Raw genomic sequence first — 14800 nt, forward strand, 5'->3', positions numbered from 1 at the left:
GAGTCAGGCCAAAGTTTGGGATAAGTTAGGTGAAACCGGGGATCAGCTTTCTTTTAACAGCTATAACGGTAATAACAGGCCAGGCTTTTGAAAAGCTTTTCATACTATTGTGGAGATAGGCAGGTCAACGTGTACATATTAATTGCAGCGCTGTTACTTTAACCTGTGCAGGCTAAGCTTACCTTTCCCTGGAGGATTCTCTCACAATCAGCTTATGCTCCATTTTCTCTTTCATTACAGCAACATTGCCCGTAGTCAGCAGTTCATGCAGCTTCTCGGCAGCCCGGTAGCCCAGCTGGTAGATCGGCTGTGCAATTGTCGTCAGCTTCGGAATGAACATCCCGGACATCCGCAGGTTGTCAAACCCGACAACGGATACCTGCCCCGGTACAAGAATATTGCGGTCTTTCAGGTACGAGATTGTACCCATCGCAAATTCATCTGCTACACAGAATACGGCGCTAAGCTCAGGATAATCGCTGAACAGCTCATGTGCCGCCTGATATGCCTGCTCAAAACGGTGATTGGCATACTTAATCTTTCCGGCATTCCGCTCCAGCCCGAATTCTGTCAGCGCTCTGACGAACCCGGCGGCACGCGGCGGCCCTGACACCGAATTATCATGATTGAAACCAATCATGCCGATCTCTTTGTGACCCAGTTCAATCAGGAACTTTACTGCATCATAGGCAGCCAGCTCATCATCCACCTCAAGGGAAGGCACTTCGAACTCATCGGAGTGGGAGGATACCAGGACAAACGGAATGCGGCAATCCGTAAGCTTCTCATAATACTCCGGATACAGCATATCACTTGCGAACACAATTCCGTCCACCTGCTTCTCATGAAACGTATCCATGTAGGACAGGGTACGCTCCAGCTCACGGTCTGTATTGCAGATCATCAGACTGTACCCGAGCTTAATACAGGCGTCCTGCATTCCGCGGATCATCCCGGCGAAATACAGATTCTCAATATCCGGTATCAGCAGCCCCAGTGTAAAAGACTTTTTGTAAATCAACCCGCGTGCGAACGCATTGGGCTGATACTTCAGCTCCTTGATAGCTTCAATAACCCTGCTGCGTTTACCCGGCACGACGGTCTCCGGCGCATTCATGACCCGGGATACGGTACTGATCGACACCTCTGCCATTCTGGCGACATCTCTTATCGTTGGCTTCATAGACTAACTTCCTTTTTTTAGAAAAGCTTTTCAAGGCGATTATAGCAGGGCTTCCGGAAATTGACAAGAGAATAAATTAAGCGTTTACATTTAAATTATGATCATGATGTTGGCTGCACTGAATTATGGCGGCTGGACCATGCTGCGGCTTTGAAAAGCTTCCCAAAATCATCTCCGCCCTACGGGATGCCTGCGATTCACTCCCGCCGCCCTCCCTGGTCTAAACTGCTGCCTGAATGGCAGATCTCCTGCTCTGACGTCACTGATTCCCTGTTCACCCACTTCCCTGGCGCCACAAACTTACTTAAAGTGTGTAAATAATATTATTTCATGTTATACTTTTCGGGTAGATTTATTTACAGCTGCAAATACTGCTGAAAGCTTATAAATCGTTTAATTCTCATACCTGGAGGGATTATTGTGAAGCAACTGCGGGATATTCCGATTTCTGTGCTGGACCTTGCTCCGATTGTAGAGGGCGGAACAGCAGCGGATTCACTGCACAATACACTGGATTTGGCACGCCATGCTGAAGAGTGGGGTTATCACCGCTACTGGCTGGCGGAGCATCATAATATGACCGGCATTGCGAGCTCAGCAACCTCTGTTGTTATCGGGCATGTAGCTGCCGGAACCAAGAGCATCCGCGTCGGCTCAGGCGGAATCATGCTCAGCAACCACGCTCCGCTGATGATTGCAGAGCAGTTCGGAACCCTGGAATCGCTGTTTCCCGGACGTATCGACCTCGGCCTCGGCAGAGCGCCAGGCTCCGATCAGGCAGCAGCAAGAGCGCTGCGGCGCGGCCTCGGCAGCGACGGCAGTGAATTCCCTGAGCAGCTTAGTGAGCTCAGAGCCTACTTCGATCCGGACGGTGCCGGATCACGCCCGCTCGGGGTACGTGCTACACCGGGCGAAGGCCTGAATGTGCCGATCTGGCTGCTTGGCTCCAGCGGTTTCAGCGCCCAGTTAGCCGGACAGTTGGGATTGCCGTTCGCTTTTGCCAGCCACTTCGCCCCTGATTATCTGCTGCCTGCGTTACATCTGTACCGCACCAGCTTCAAACCGTCGGCTGCACTCGACAAGCCGCATGTGATGGTCGGACTCGGGATCACCGCTGCCGATACTGCTCCGGCTGCACGCTGGCTGGCTACTTCGCAGCAGCAGCAATTCCTGAATATTATCCGAGGCCGCACAGGCAAGCTTCAGCCTCCGGTGGACGATATGGAGCAGCTGTGGTCGCCGCAGGAAAGAGCCCTTCTTCTGGACAAGCAGAAATACTCCATTGCCGGGGATAGAGCCTCTATCAAGGAACGGCTTCTGCAAATACTCGAAGAAACGGATGCTGATGAATTCATCATTGCTTCCCAGATTTTCGATCATACCGCACGCCTGCGTTCCTATGAGCTGGTATCGGAGCTTTTTAAAGAAAATTAACCAAATCAGCAGATTTTTTGATCATTCAGCAAGACAGTCACACGGAGACCGGCAATTATGCCGCTCCCGGACAGGCTGTCTTGTTTTTTTTATATTCACCAGACCTGAACGTTCTCAATAAAATACATCCATAAACATGATATCTAAAGAAATAATGAACATTTCGAAGTTATCCGGCGTAAATAATGCCTAATATGCATTTTTTTCGCTATTTTAAAGAAATATTCATAATTTAAGTGTTTTTATTTGTTAACTTTATTGATTATACTGTAGTTATTCGTTATAACGAACATACATAAAAATGATATAAGCCACCAAGTAGCCTCTTATTAAATTCGCATTCAGATCATCAATAAAAATAGTAGTTCTCAAAAATACTACTTCTTTCGACAACGTAGTGGAGAAATTACGGGGTATCAGCGTTATTGTGTCGAGCTATGGAATACGGCAGGGTGTTCGAGAAGAAAGGGGCGGCGGCGGATGAAGAAAATAGGGCAGATCGCCCTGATTGGCACGTATATGATGTTGCTCATAACTGGTGTAGTCTGGCATGCCGGAGGAGTAAGTGCAGAGGATACCATCAAGCTCACTGTTCATTCGAATTCAAAGAGTACAGCGGTGATGAACAATATGCAGCCCGGAGACGAAAGCTTGTCAGAGTACACGATGATTAATGAAGGATCACAGGCACTTGATTATTTTGTAGACTTCAAATTCCTTTCAGGAGATGCAGAGCTATACAAAATTCTGGAGATGACGCTGCAAAAAGAGGGAGTAACGCTCTATTCAGGAGTAATGAGCCAGGCTGAAGGCAGGGTTGCCGTCGGCTCATTGGCTGGAGGATCAGAGGAAGCCATTCAAATGGATGTCACTTTTCCTCTGGAGGCAGGCAATGAGTTTCAGGGGAAGACGGTCAGTGTTACTTTTAACTTTACTGCTTCTGCCGTCCCGCAGCCGACAACGGAGCCCAGCCCTCAACCTTCAGCAACACCTGCGCCTTCCGCTGAAGCCACTCCGACACCAGCTGCCTCCGCTTCTCCAGAGCCGACCGGAGGTCCGGGCACTACACCTGAAGCTTCAGCTACACCAGCTCCAACACCTGAAGTAACACCAACGCCTGCAGCCACAGCGTATCCTGGCGGCACTAACACGCAGGCGCCTTCGGCAACACCATCCGCCGCTGCCACGGCGGTGCCTGACAATGGTGAGGTGACTGTAACGGATCCTCCAGTTCCGCTGGGCGGAGATGAAGGGGATAACAGCGAGGCAGGACCAACTCCGGATGCAGGCAGCGTAGATAACGGCAGCACTGCTGCCCCGTCACCTGACCAGGAGCTTGCAATCGATGATGAAGAGCTTCCGCTCTCCGGGCCGGACGCCGGCAACGAACTGCCGGATACAGCTGAGCCTTGGTATAACCTGATCCTGATCAGCACGGCAGCAGCCATCTTTAGCATCATCCTGCTGCGCAGACTGAAGTCTAAGAAGTAAATGAGGGGGAAGAGAGTATGAGGAAGCCGCGTCCGGGGATACTTATCGCCGCCGTCCGCCTAATCCTCATACTCTCTTTGTCTGTTTTGCTCTACTCAGCCTTTCAGATCTTCAAAGCTCCTGCAGAGGCACGCCAGGCACTGCAAGACTGGGACAAAAAGAGGGAGGAAGCCCAAGTTCCCTCTGTTCAAGTCGAGAAAGAGATACCCTTGCCTCCGGGGATGGTAACACTGCCTGTGCAAACAAAGAATGCACAGGCGGTATATGCGGATGGCGAGATTATCGGTGAGATTTATTTTCCCGCACTGGACCGCAGGGTTGCTATTCTCGAAGGGACGCAGCGCGCACAGCTGAAGAAAGGCGCCGGACATTATTCGGGGAGCGCAGCGATCGGCACGGACGGCAACAGTGTGCTGGCCGGACACCGGGATACAGTGTTCCGCGGACTCGGCACACTTGCGGAGCATGATCTGATCGAGGTAGAAACGCTCGATGGAACATTCATTTACGAGGTGACCGGCAGCACCATTGTAGACGGAGAGGAGCGGGGAGCTATTCAGCCGAGCAGCACCCCTGTGCTTACACTGATTACCTGCTATCCTTTTAGCTATGCAGGAACGGCGCCGGAACGGTATCTGCTGTCTGCCGTGCTGATCAAGAGCGAGCCGCAGCCGCAGAAGCAAGAGTAAGTAAGCCGGCAGACGTCCAATCCGCCGAAATATCCAGCCAAAAGATGAGTCCGCGCACGGAACATGATAATATAGTACTGCGAGTAATGTGGCAGGCAACACCGGCTGTACCGGCATACCCGGGCAGCCTGTTTTTGCGGCAGTTATCAGACTTATGTATAGGGCATCCTGTAATTAAACATATTTTAGATGAAGAGGAGCTGACTTACCTGTGAAAGATGAACTGATTAAACGGTTTGTATCCTATGCACAGATGGATACCCAGTCCAATGAAGAAAGTGATACCTGTCCTTCTACCCCGGGGCAAATGGAGCTGGCCCGCAAGCTGGCGGACGAGCTGCAGGAGCTGGGACTAACGGAAGTTACCGTGGACGAGCATGCCTATGTGATGGCTACTCTGGCTGCGAACACCGATAAGGAAGTGCCGGCGATCGGATTCCTGGCCCATCTGGATACGGCTACGGATTTTACTGGTGCCAACGTGAAGCCACAGATCATCGAAAATTATGATGGCGGCGATATCGTGCTGAACCGGGAGCAGAATATTATCCTGTCCACGGCCAGCTTCCCGGAGCTGCCTGAATACAAAGGGCATACCCTGATTACAACAGACGGCACCACCCTGCTGGGTGCAGATAACAAGGCCGGAATTGCCGAGATCATGACTGCTATGGCTTATCTGATCACCCATCCCGAAATCAAACACGGCAAAATCCGTGTAGCCTTCACTCCCGATGAGGAGATTGGACGCGGACCGCACAAGTTCGATGTCGCCGCCTTCGGCGCCTCCTATGCATATACGGTTGACGGGGGGCCGCTCGGCGAGCTGGAGTACGAGAGTTTCAATGCCGCTTCCGCCAAAATCACCTTTAAAGGCGTCAACGTCCATCCCGGAACCGCCAAGGGTAAAATGGTCCACTCCTCCAAAATCGCAATGGCCTTCCATCTCAGACTGCCTGCCGGCGAATCGCCTGAATTTACAGACGGTTATGAGGGCTTCTATCACCTGATCTCCATGCAGGGAACGGCGGAGCACAGCAAGCTGGCCTATATTATCCGCGACTTTGACCGTGCGAGCTTCGAGAACCGCAAAGCGAACATCTCCGCTATCGTGGACGAGTTCAAATCCACCTATGGGGATGAGAATGTACTGCTGGAGATGAACGACCAGTACTACAATATGCGCGAAAAAATCGAGCCGGTCCGCCACATCGTCGATATCGCCCACGAAGCAATGGAGAATCTCGGCATTGCACCGGTAATCCGCCCTATCCGCGGCGGCACCGACGGCTCGCAGCTGTCGTATATGGGACTGCCTACGCCGAATATTTTCACGGGCGGGGAGAACTTCCACGGCAAATTTGAGTATGCTTCAGTCGATGTTATGCTCAAGGCCGTGAATGTAATCGTAGAAATCTCCAGGCTGTTTGAGGAAAAAGCTTAACCTCCGCTTGGGATCGGCAGATGGCAGTGGCGGTTACACGTTACGTTAGCCTCTATTGCAGTTTCAGCATTTTCCATTGAACAATAGATACAAAACAGCCCCCGGCAAAGCGGATGCTTTTAGCCGGGGGCTGTTTGTATCTATTTATGCTTCCCTTGAGGGGTTCCATCACTTACGCCAGTTGCGTAGCTGGCACCAAGTCTCCGGCAACCCTGAACCAGGAGACTGGCTGGTTGAGCGGCGCGGCCGTGTCAGACCCTGAGCAGCGGCTCCGGCGGGCTAATGGGCTGCTGCTGTGCCATTAAAGGGATTTCTCCCTTTAATCAGTCACTTTCAGGCCGCCAACAGCCCATTAATGGGATTTTTCCCTTTAATCAGTCGCTTTCAGGCCGTCAACAGCCCATTAAAGGGATTTTTCCCTTTAATCAGTCACTTTCAGGCCGTCACCAGCACCATTAATGGGATTTTTCCCTTTAATCAGTCACTTTCAGGCCGCCAACAGCCCATTAATGGGATTTCTCCCTTTAATCAGTCACTTTCAGGCCGCCAACAGCCCATTAATGGGATTTTCCCCTTTAATCAGTCGCTTTCAGGCCGTCACCAGCCCATTAAAGGGATTTTTCCCTTTAATCAGTCACTTTCAGGCCGCCAACAGCCCATTAATGGGATTTTTCCCTTTAATCTCACACTTTCGGGCCGTCAACAGCCCATTAAAGGAATTTTTCCCTTTAATCAGTCGCTTTCAGGCCGTCAACAGCCCATTAATGGGATTTTTCCCTTTAATCAGTCACTTTCAGGCCGCCAACAGCCCATTAATGGGATTTTTCCCTTTAATCAGTCGCTTTCAGGCCGTCAACAGCCCATTAAAGGGATTTTTCCCTTTAATCTCACACTTTCAGGCCATCACCAGTGCCATTAAAGGGATTTTCCCCTTTAATGGTGCACTCCCAGGCCGCCATCGGACCGTCCCAGGCCCAGCCGGCCCGCCAACGTTGCCATAACACCAAAGGCAGCGGCGCACGGAACGCCTCCAGAGCACTCTATCCCTTAAGCGGCAGCCAGCCCGTCGGGCGGGAGATTGCGCCCCACAACGGGTCAGGTATGACCAGCTCGGCCTGGGCTGAGGTGTCCAGCTCTGTCATGATGTCGCCGGCGCGGCCTTCCGCAAGCTTCTGCACATAGTCCGGATCAATCAGCAGCGGACGGCCGAGCGCCACCAGTTCAATGCCGGTGTGTAGGCTCTTCAGCGCATCCTCCGGCTTGTACAGCGAGCCGACACCGATGACCGGCACGGCACCGCCCACGCGGTCGACGATCTGCTCGATTCTCGGCCGCCCGTCTTCCGTGCCGCGGCGCGGCAGCGACCACAGCTCCATCAGCGAGGCATGCAGGTAGTCGAGTCCTTCTTCCTTAAGCGCATCAATCAGCGCGAACGTCTCAGCCATTGTAATTCCCGGTGTTTCCGGCTCTTCCGGAGAGAAACGGTAGCCGACAATGAACGGAGTGGATGCATATTCGCCCGCCACGCGCTTCACCTCACGCAGAACAGCGAGCGGGAAGCTCAGGCGCTTCTCCAGGCTTCCGCCCCAGCGGTCCTCGCGGCGGTTGGAATGCGGCGAGAAGAACTGCTGTAGCAGATAGCCGTTAGCACCATGGATTTCAACGCCGTCGAAGCCGGCCTCAATGGCCCGGCGGGTCGCTGCACCGAAATCAGCGATAATCACTTGAATCTCCTCATCAGTCAGCGTGCGCGGTGCAGGCCCGTGCCCGCCGCCCGGCAGCTCGGACGGAACATCGCTGGCGCTGACGGTCTGGCCGTCAGGCAGCAGCTCCGGCGGACACTGGCGTCCCCCGTGAAAAATCTGCAGCACGGCCTTGGCACCCTCACCCTTAATCGCTGCAGCCAGCTGGCGCAGGCTCGGAATCAGCTCATCGCGGTCAGCGCCGAACTCCCCGGGGAAGCCCTTGCCGCCCCGGCTTACATAGACACATGCTGTAACAACCATACCGGCGCCTTTGGAGCGGCGGATATAATATTCAAGCTCAGGTCCGGAGACCGTACCATCCTCATTGGAAGAGAAATTCGTCATAGGTGCCATAACCACGCGGTTACGCAGGGTAATTCCATTACTAAATGCATACGAGTCCAATAGCGGACGATAATCAGTGTGCGGCATCTCGAACAATCCCTCCATTATTGTATCTGTATCCTTTATACTACACCCGCATCTTGCACGCGTCACCGGATAACAGTGCTATTCTCCAGTCTGGCTGTTGTTTTTCCAGACTACATTATTCCCGTAATCCTTACCCCAGTCATACATCATCCGAAGCACCGGCAGCAGGCTTTGCCCGTAATCCGTCAAAGAGTATTCTACTCTCGGCGGGACCTCGGCATACACTTTTCTTAATACAAGCCGATCCTCCTCCAGCTCACGGAGCTGGTTGGTCAGCATTTTTTGCGTAATATGGGGAATGAGCTTCTTCAGCTCGCTGAAGCGCTTGGTGCCTTCAAGGCCCAGATGCCACAGGATGATCAGCTTCCATTTGCCGCCGATAACAGCAAGCGTAAGCTCCTTCTCGCAGTTAATTTCCTGCAGATTGATACGGTCTTTAATTTCCGTTGCCAAGATATGCGCCCCCCTTTCATTCTTACCTATCATACTACAAAACACCCGGCTCCCGCACATCACCGCCATCCATACGGACATCCGCACAGACATCCGGCCCGCCGCTGCCAAACACACTCATGAAACAACAAAGACCGCAGGCTCAAGGCCCGCGGTCTAATTAACTGAATTTACTCGATAACCAGGCTTCCCTGCAGATCAGCTGCACTGAAGTCCGGCTGTGCTTCAACTGTAGTATCTCCTGCAGCGACTGCTTTTTCCAGTGCCGCATTATAACGGGTGTTCAGATCCTGAATTTCTTTATCAAGGTCTCCGCCGGTAAAGATGTATCTGTTGAACACGTCCATCTTCTTGGTTCCTTCCAGACGTCCTTCAGTTGCACCGAATGGAGTAGCCGGATAGATTCCGTCGAACTTGGTTGGCAGGAAGTACTCGATGCCCGGGATATCCGGAGCTTTGGCAGCAGCAGCTACAGAAGGGATAACGGACACGCCGTATCCGCCTTCCTGGTAAGCAGTCTGCACATCATCACTGTACATCCATTCGATGAACTTCCAGGCTGCTTCCTTGTTGGCCGAATCCTTGCTCATTGCCAGATAGCTGCCGGAGATAACCTGGCTTGCACCGTTCTGCTGGCCGTCAATGGTCGGCGGCAGTGCTGCAGCCCAGCGGATTTCAGTCGGGAACTGGGTTTTGTATACACTTGGCTCTACAGAGTGGTTAAAGTACATTCCGATTTTGCCCTGGGCGAATTGTGCACGCAGCGGGTCAATATCAAGTGATTCCGAGCCCGGCATCATGCTGCCGTCCTCAACGATCTGCCGCAGCGCCTCAAGTGTCTCTTTGTACATGCCAAAATCAAATTGTCCGGTCTGGAAGTTGAAGCCTTCCTGTCCTTCGGTCTTGCTCAGCGTTGTAATCGGATGGGCGATACGCTCAAAGCCGCTGCCGCTCTTGAAGTTGCCGGCAAGTCCGTATGCGCCGCTGGCTTTGCCAACCTCGGTAATCTTCTTGGCATCCTCGACCATCTCAGCCAGTGTAGTCGGCGGCTCGGTAATGCCGGCCTGCTCGAACAGATCAACGTTGTAGATCAGGCGCCAGAACTGGCCGATATTCGGCAGGGTGTAGATTTTACCGTCAACGGTATTCTTTTCATTAATCAGAATGCTCTCGAACCGGCTCTTCATCTCCGGCGTAATGTATTCGTCAAAGGATTCCAGATAGCCCTTCTTCACCCAAGTCGGCACGTTGCCGGTATCCACACGCAGAATGTCCGGCGCCTGTTTACTGGAGAAGGCAATATCCACGGACTGTGCATAGTTATCAGCCATCACCTTGAATTCGATATCCACATCAGGGTTAAGCCCCTCGTATTCACTGATCTTCTGTTCAATAAAATCGGAATCATGACGGTCTATCGACCAGTAGACCAGCTTGGTTTGTCCGGCAGCGGCACTACCCTCTTCCGCCTCGGCATTTGTATTATTGGAAGATGCACAACCGGCCAGCGAACCCGCCAGCAGCAGCGAAGCCCCCGCCAGCATCCATTGATTTCTTTTCATCTAATAAAACCTCCCTTTATGTTTGTAATCGCATTCATTTCATATAAAAAGTATAGAATGACTGCCCTGTTGTGAGTGAAGGGGAAAACAACTATTCAGGGGAGACGAAATCACTGTTTCCTCGCTGTACGGCGGAACTGTACTTCGAACGGAAGTCGGTGGGGGTCATCCCGGTGTATTTTTTGAATAACTCTGTAAAATAAGGCCGGTCCTCATAACCGAGCGAGACAGCGATATCCTGCACCTGCATGCCCTCAAGCACCAGCTCCTTAGCCTTCTCCATTCTGCGGCTGATAATATACTGGGCCAGCGTCATGCCCATCTCCTTCTTGAACAGGTTGGAAAAATAGCTCGGGCTGAGATGCACCTCACGAGCACAATCAGCAACGGACAGGTTGCGGTGCAGATTGCCGTTGATGTGGGCGATCGCCCGCTCCACCAGCACACGGGCATCGCTGGTCTGGCGGATTTGCACATAGGCACAGCCCTGGCTGCAAAAATCGCGGATCTGCCTGCGCAGCTCCTCAAAGGAAGCGGCTCCATTCATCTCGGCCAGCTTCTTCTCCAGCGTCTTGACCTCAGCGTCCGAGGCCTTGTCGGAGAAGACCCGGTGAATGGAATGGGCCAGCTCCAGGCACATGGTCTTGACGATGGCCGGATCGGGCAGAACAGGAGAGCTTACCCATTCGCTCCAAATCCCGTCCAGCTGCTCCTCCGCCTTGGCCAGATTAGCCGAGCGCAGACAATAGAGCAGCTCCTTCTCTTTATCATAAGAGTATCTGGGCAGGGCGGCATCCGCCTCCGGCGATTCCACATAGCGGTAGACACTGTTGCCTCCGGTCAAAAAAGTGTTCGTCAGCGCGGACATAGCCTGGGCATAGGATACCGACAGCTGCCCGGCCTCCTCAACGCCGCTGCCAAGGCCAATCGACACCGTCTGGTAGGTATGCCTGCAGACATTCTCACGGCATTTCTCAGCCAGCTGCTCGGCATCAAGCGCAGACGGCGGATTCATGACAATTACGAACTGATTGACATGCTCGCGGAACACAATCCCGTCGGTGTAGGCGGCAATTGTCTCCTGCAGAATGTTCTGCACCGCAAAGCGGATCAGCTCTACCTCAGATACAGCCATCGATGCCGTCCGGTCAGCAAAAAAGTCAATCTCCGCCACCATCACGAAAAAGCCGCTGCGCTTCATCTGAATCGCATAGAAATCCCACTGCTGGCTCAGATGCTGCTGCCGGCTGCCATAACGGATCAGGAGCCGCATATATTCCTGGCGCAGATAAGGCATGCTCTCGCGCAGCTTCTGCTCCATTCCCCGCATCTGCTCGGCCTGCGAGCGTTCGCGTTCCAGCACCTCTTTGGCCTTCAGGACCGATTCCAGCACCTGCGGCCGGGTAAACGGCTTGACGATCAGGTCGAATGCACCGAGCTTTACCGCCTCCTGGGCGTAAGAGAAATCAGAATACCCGGTCAGAAAAATCAGCTTGATCTCCGGCTGCTCAGCCAGAATCGTCCGCATCATCGTCAGCCCGTCGGTGAAGGGCATACGGATATCAGTCAGGACAATATCCGGGCGGTGCTTACGGATCTGCACCAGGCCCTCCTCTCCGTTGGCTGCTGTGGCGGCTACTATAATACCGTGCTCCTCCCAGGGAATCCGCTGCGACAGACCCCGGACAACGGCCGGAATATCATCAACTATGCATAATTTAATGGGTTCAGCGTGCTTCAGGATAAACTCCACCTTCCAATGGGAATGAGAGAACCGCTTCGGTCTCGGTATTCGGGCTGCTGCGGAACAAGAGTCCGCCCTCCCTGCCGTAATAGATCTGCAGACGGCTGCAGATATTGGTCAGGGCATAACCACCGCTGCTGACAGGCTCCTTCAGCCGGGCGTTCAGCTTGTCCGCGTCCATGCCCGTCCCGTTGTCGGTGACCCGGATTACAAGCTGCCCGTCCTCTTTGGTCACGGCAACTGTTATCAGCCCTCCGCCCCTCAGCTCCTTCAGCCCGTGCAGAATGGAATTCTCCACCAGCGGCTGGATAATGATCTTCAGTACAGGCAGGTCGAGCAGCTCCGGAGCGGCGGTTATTGTGTAATCGAACAGCCCTTCATAGCATTGCTGCTGGAGATTCAGATACTGGCGGACATGCTCCAGCTCCCGGCCCAGCGTGGTTAGCTCCTGCCCGTTGTTAAGGCCTAGCCGGAAGAGGGCAGACAGCGAGATCACCATCTGCTTCACGTCCTCATATTCATCCATTTCACATTTCCAGAAAATTGTATTAAGCGTGTTATATAAAAAGTGCGGCTCAATCTGCGCCTGCAGCGTCTTGATCTCCGCCTTGCGCTTTTCCTTCTCCGTATCCTTTACCTCGGTGATCAGCTCGCCGATCCGGTCCAGCATCTGGTTGAATTTGCGGCCGGCATCGCCGATCTCATCCTGGAACGGACTTTCGAAGCGGGCGCCTAAGTCCTCCTGCTCCACCCGGGACATCGTCTTTTGCAGCTTCAGCAGCGGCCCGAGCAAGAGGGCCGACAGGTACCGGGACAACAGCAGGGCAATTACCACACAGGCAGCCATGACCATCAGCACCAGCCACTGGATGCTGCGCACAGGCTGCAGCAGCTCCTTTTTGGACAGGTAGCTGACCAGCAGCCAGTCATCGGCATAGCCCGACTCGGCATAGCTGACCAGCATGGTGCCGCCTGCCGCCGGATACTCGAAGTTGCCGCTGTCCGCTTCCAGCATGCGGTCCATAAAGTCTGCCGAACGCGACCAGTCCGGCCGCTCCTTGTCTCCAAAGACACTGTCTCCCGCCCTGTTCACCAGCATGAACTTGGCACTGCCGAGGCTGGCGCCTCCGCTGACCGTATCCTCGAGAATATCCTCCTTCACATTGACCGCGAGGAATACATCGGGTACATAATTCTCCGTCAGCGGCTGCAGCAGCAGAGAGATAACCTGATGCTTGCCGGCAAACAGCTCGTCGGGATGGCTCTCCACCCAGTTCGATTCCGGATTCTCCCTTATCCGCTGATACAGCAAAGACTCCATAAATGGAGTCGCTGTTCTACGCAGATTACCGGCGGAATAGAAATCTCCGCCGGGCGTACTGATCAGGATCGATTCAATGGAATTCTCCGTCAGCTCCGCCTGGGTAAAGGGGTTCTGCAGCACGGAGAAATTCGCAAAGTACCGATCCGTATTATTCGCTTGTATATCTCTTATGGTCTGCTTATAGGCATCACTCAGCATAATAGTCGAGGAGGCCACAATAATCTGCTTCAGCTTCTGGTCCAGCACATTGACCGACTGGTTGAGCACATTGCGGTTCAGGTCGGTGGAGTTGCGCTCCATCGCCCGCGAAGCAATCGAGTAGGCCCCCAGCCCGGTTATTGAGATGCAAAAGACGGTCAGCAGGGTGAATGACAGCCATATTCTTTTTTTGAGTGAGGTCCGGTACAGCCAGGCCTTCAGCATAATTCCACATCCTTCACCGGCTGGCTGCCCGGACAATCGCCGTGTCAGCCTTAGCCCTTAACAGAGCCAGCCGTCATCTGCATAAATGATTTGTTGGCAAAAATATAAACGATAATCATCGGCAGCATGGACAAGCATGCACCGGCAAGCATTAACTGCGGCTGGGCCGCATCCCCGACGCCGTATTTCAGTCCGGCCAGACCTACAGTCAGTGTCTGAAGCGCCGGCTGGGTCATCGTGAAGACCAGCGGCAGGATGTATTCGTTCCATGCGCCGCGGAAGGTCCAGAGTGCGGTTACACCCAGGGCCGGCGTCAGGAGCGGCAGGATAACCCGAAAGTATACGCTATAGAAGTTACAGCCGTCAATAAACGCTGCTTCGTCGAGTTCCTTCGGAATAGCCCGTACAAAGCCGATCAGCATGAAGAAGGCCGTCGCATGGGCGCTGATCAGGATGATGATGACGCCCCAGAGCGATTTTTGCAGATTAAGCGCAACCATGAGATCGAACTGCGGGCGGAGCACAACAGCACCGATCGAAATGAACAGGGTGCAGGACTGAATAACCACATACACCCGTTTTCCGTAAAAATCCACTCTCGCTACCGCATAGGCCGCCATTGTTCCGATCAGCAAAGTGCCTATTGTAGTAAAGGTACTGATGAACATACTGTTCCAGGTGAACCTTGCAAAATTAGCCGAGGTCCAGGCCTGGGTGAAGTTTTCAAATTTCCAGTCTTTCGGCAGCAGTGTCGTGCCCGTGGTCAGCTCCAGATTGGATTTCAGCGACCCGAAGAAGGCGAGGATGATCGGAAAGAGGGCGAAGCCCGCAACCAGCAGCAGGAAAATCCACAGCAGTACCCGCGACAACAGCGCT

12 protein-coding genes are annotated in these 14800 nt (G+C 53.4%); 5 read left to right on the forward strand and 7 right to left on the reverse strand.

Annotated features, from left to right (window positions below):
- Positions 1-178: 178 nt before the first annotated feature.
- Positions 179-1183 carry a LacI family DNA-binding transcriptional regulator gene (locus R70331_RS29055; RefSeq protein WP_042181562.1) on the reverse strand — a complete coding sequence of 335 codons (1005 nt, stop codon included), beginning with the start codon at positions 1181-1183 and terminating at the stop codon, positions 179-181.
- A gap of 417 nt (positions 1184-1600) precedes the next feature.
- On the opposite strand from R70331_RS29055, the gene R70331_RS29060 reads away from it, so the two are divergent.
- The 5 genes from R70331_RS29060 (at position 1601) to R70331_RS31770 (ending at position 7160) form a co-directional block, all read left to right on the forward strand.
- Complete coding sequence (locus R70331_RS29060) at positions 1601-2617, forward strand: LLM class flavin-dependent oxidoreductase (protein ID WP_042181564.1); 1017 nt, start codon at positions 1601-1603, stop codon at positions 2615-2617.
- A gap of 480 nt (positions 2618-3097) precedes the next feature.
- Positions 3098-4108 carry a hypothetical protein gene (locus R70331_RS29065; RefSeq protein ID WP_042181566.1) on the forward strand — a complete coding sequence of 337 codons (1011 nt, stop codon included), beginning with the start codon at positions 3098-3100 and terminating at the stop codon, positions 4106-4108.
- Positions 4109-4125: 17 nt separating this feature from the next.
- The gene (locus R70331_RS30840; protein WP_052419266.1) at positions 4126-4797 is read left to right on the forward strand and encodes a sortase; all 672 of its coding nucleotides are present in this window, start codon (positions 4126-4128) and stop codon (positions 4795-4797) included.
- Between the two features lie 211 nt (positions 4798-5008).
- Positions 5009-6241 carry a peptidase T gene (gene pepT / locus R70331_RS29075; protein WP_042181567.1) on the forward strand — a complete coding sequence of 411 codons (1233 nt, stop codon included), beginning with the start codon at positions 5009-5011 and terminating at the stop codon, positions 6239-6241.
- Between the two features lie 295 nt (positions 6242-6536).
- Entirely contained in the window at positions 6537-7160 is a 624-nt protein-coding gene (locus R70331_RS31770) for a hypothetical protein (protein ID WP_156131215.1), read from the forward strand.
- 121 nt (positions 7161-7281) lie between these two features.
- On the opposite strand, the gene R70331_RS29080 is transcribed toward R70331_RS31770, so the two are convergent.
- The 6 genes from R70331_RS29080 to R70331_RS29105 form a co-directional block, all read right to left on the reverse strand.
- On the reverse strand, positions 7282-8418 hold the full coding sequence (locus tag R70331_RS29080) for an NADH-dependent flavin oxidoreductase (protein WP_042181569.1): 1137 nt from the start codon (positions 8416-8418) through the stop codon (positions 7282-7284).
- Between the two features lie 78 nt (positions 8419-8496).
- Positions 8497-8871 carry a winged helix-turn-helix transcriptional regulator gene (locus R70331_RS29085; RefSeq protein ID WP_042181571.1) on the reverse strand — a complete coding sequence of 125 codons (375 nt, stop codon included), beginning with the start codon at positions 8869-8871 and terminating at the stop codon, positions 8497-8499.
- Between the two features lie 170 nt (positions 8872-9041).
- Complete coding sequence (locus tag R70331_RS29090; protein ID WP_042181573.1) at positions 9042-10433, reverse strand: ABC transporter substrate-binding protein; 1392 nt, start codon at positions 10431-10433, stop codon at positions 9042-9044.
- Positions 10434-10524: 91 nt separating this feature from the next.
- Positions 10525-12186 (reverse strand): response regulator, encoded by a 1662-nt coding sequence (locus R70331_RS29095; RefSeq protein WP_052419267.1) that lies wholly within the window; start codon positions 12184-12186, stop codon positions 10525-10527.
- Positions 12161-13924, reverse strand: a complete 1764-nt coding sequence (locus R70331_RS29100) for a sensor histidine kinase (RefSeq protein ID WP_042181574.1) — start codon at positions 13922-13924, stop codon at positions 12161-12163. The genes R70331_RS29095 and R70331_RS29100 overlap by 26 nt, the downstream gene beginning before the upstream one ends.
- Before the next feature lie 50 nt (positions 13925-13974).
- A complete protein-coding gene (locus R70331_RS29105) occupies positions 13975-14793 on the reverse strand; it encodes a carbohydrate ABC transporter permease (protein ID WP_197071549.1) in 819 nt (272 codons plus the stop codon).
- Between the last annotated feature and the right edge of the window lie 7 nt (positions 14794-14800).

This window comes from Paenibacillus sp. FSL R7-0331, from assembly GCF_000758645.1.
GTDB lineage: Bacteria > Bacillota > Bacilli > Paenibacillales > Paenibacillaceae > Paenibacillus_AQ > Paenibacillus_AQ camerounensis.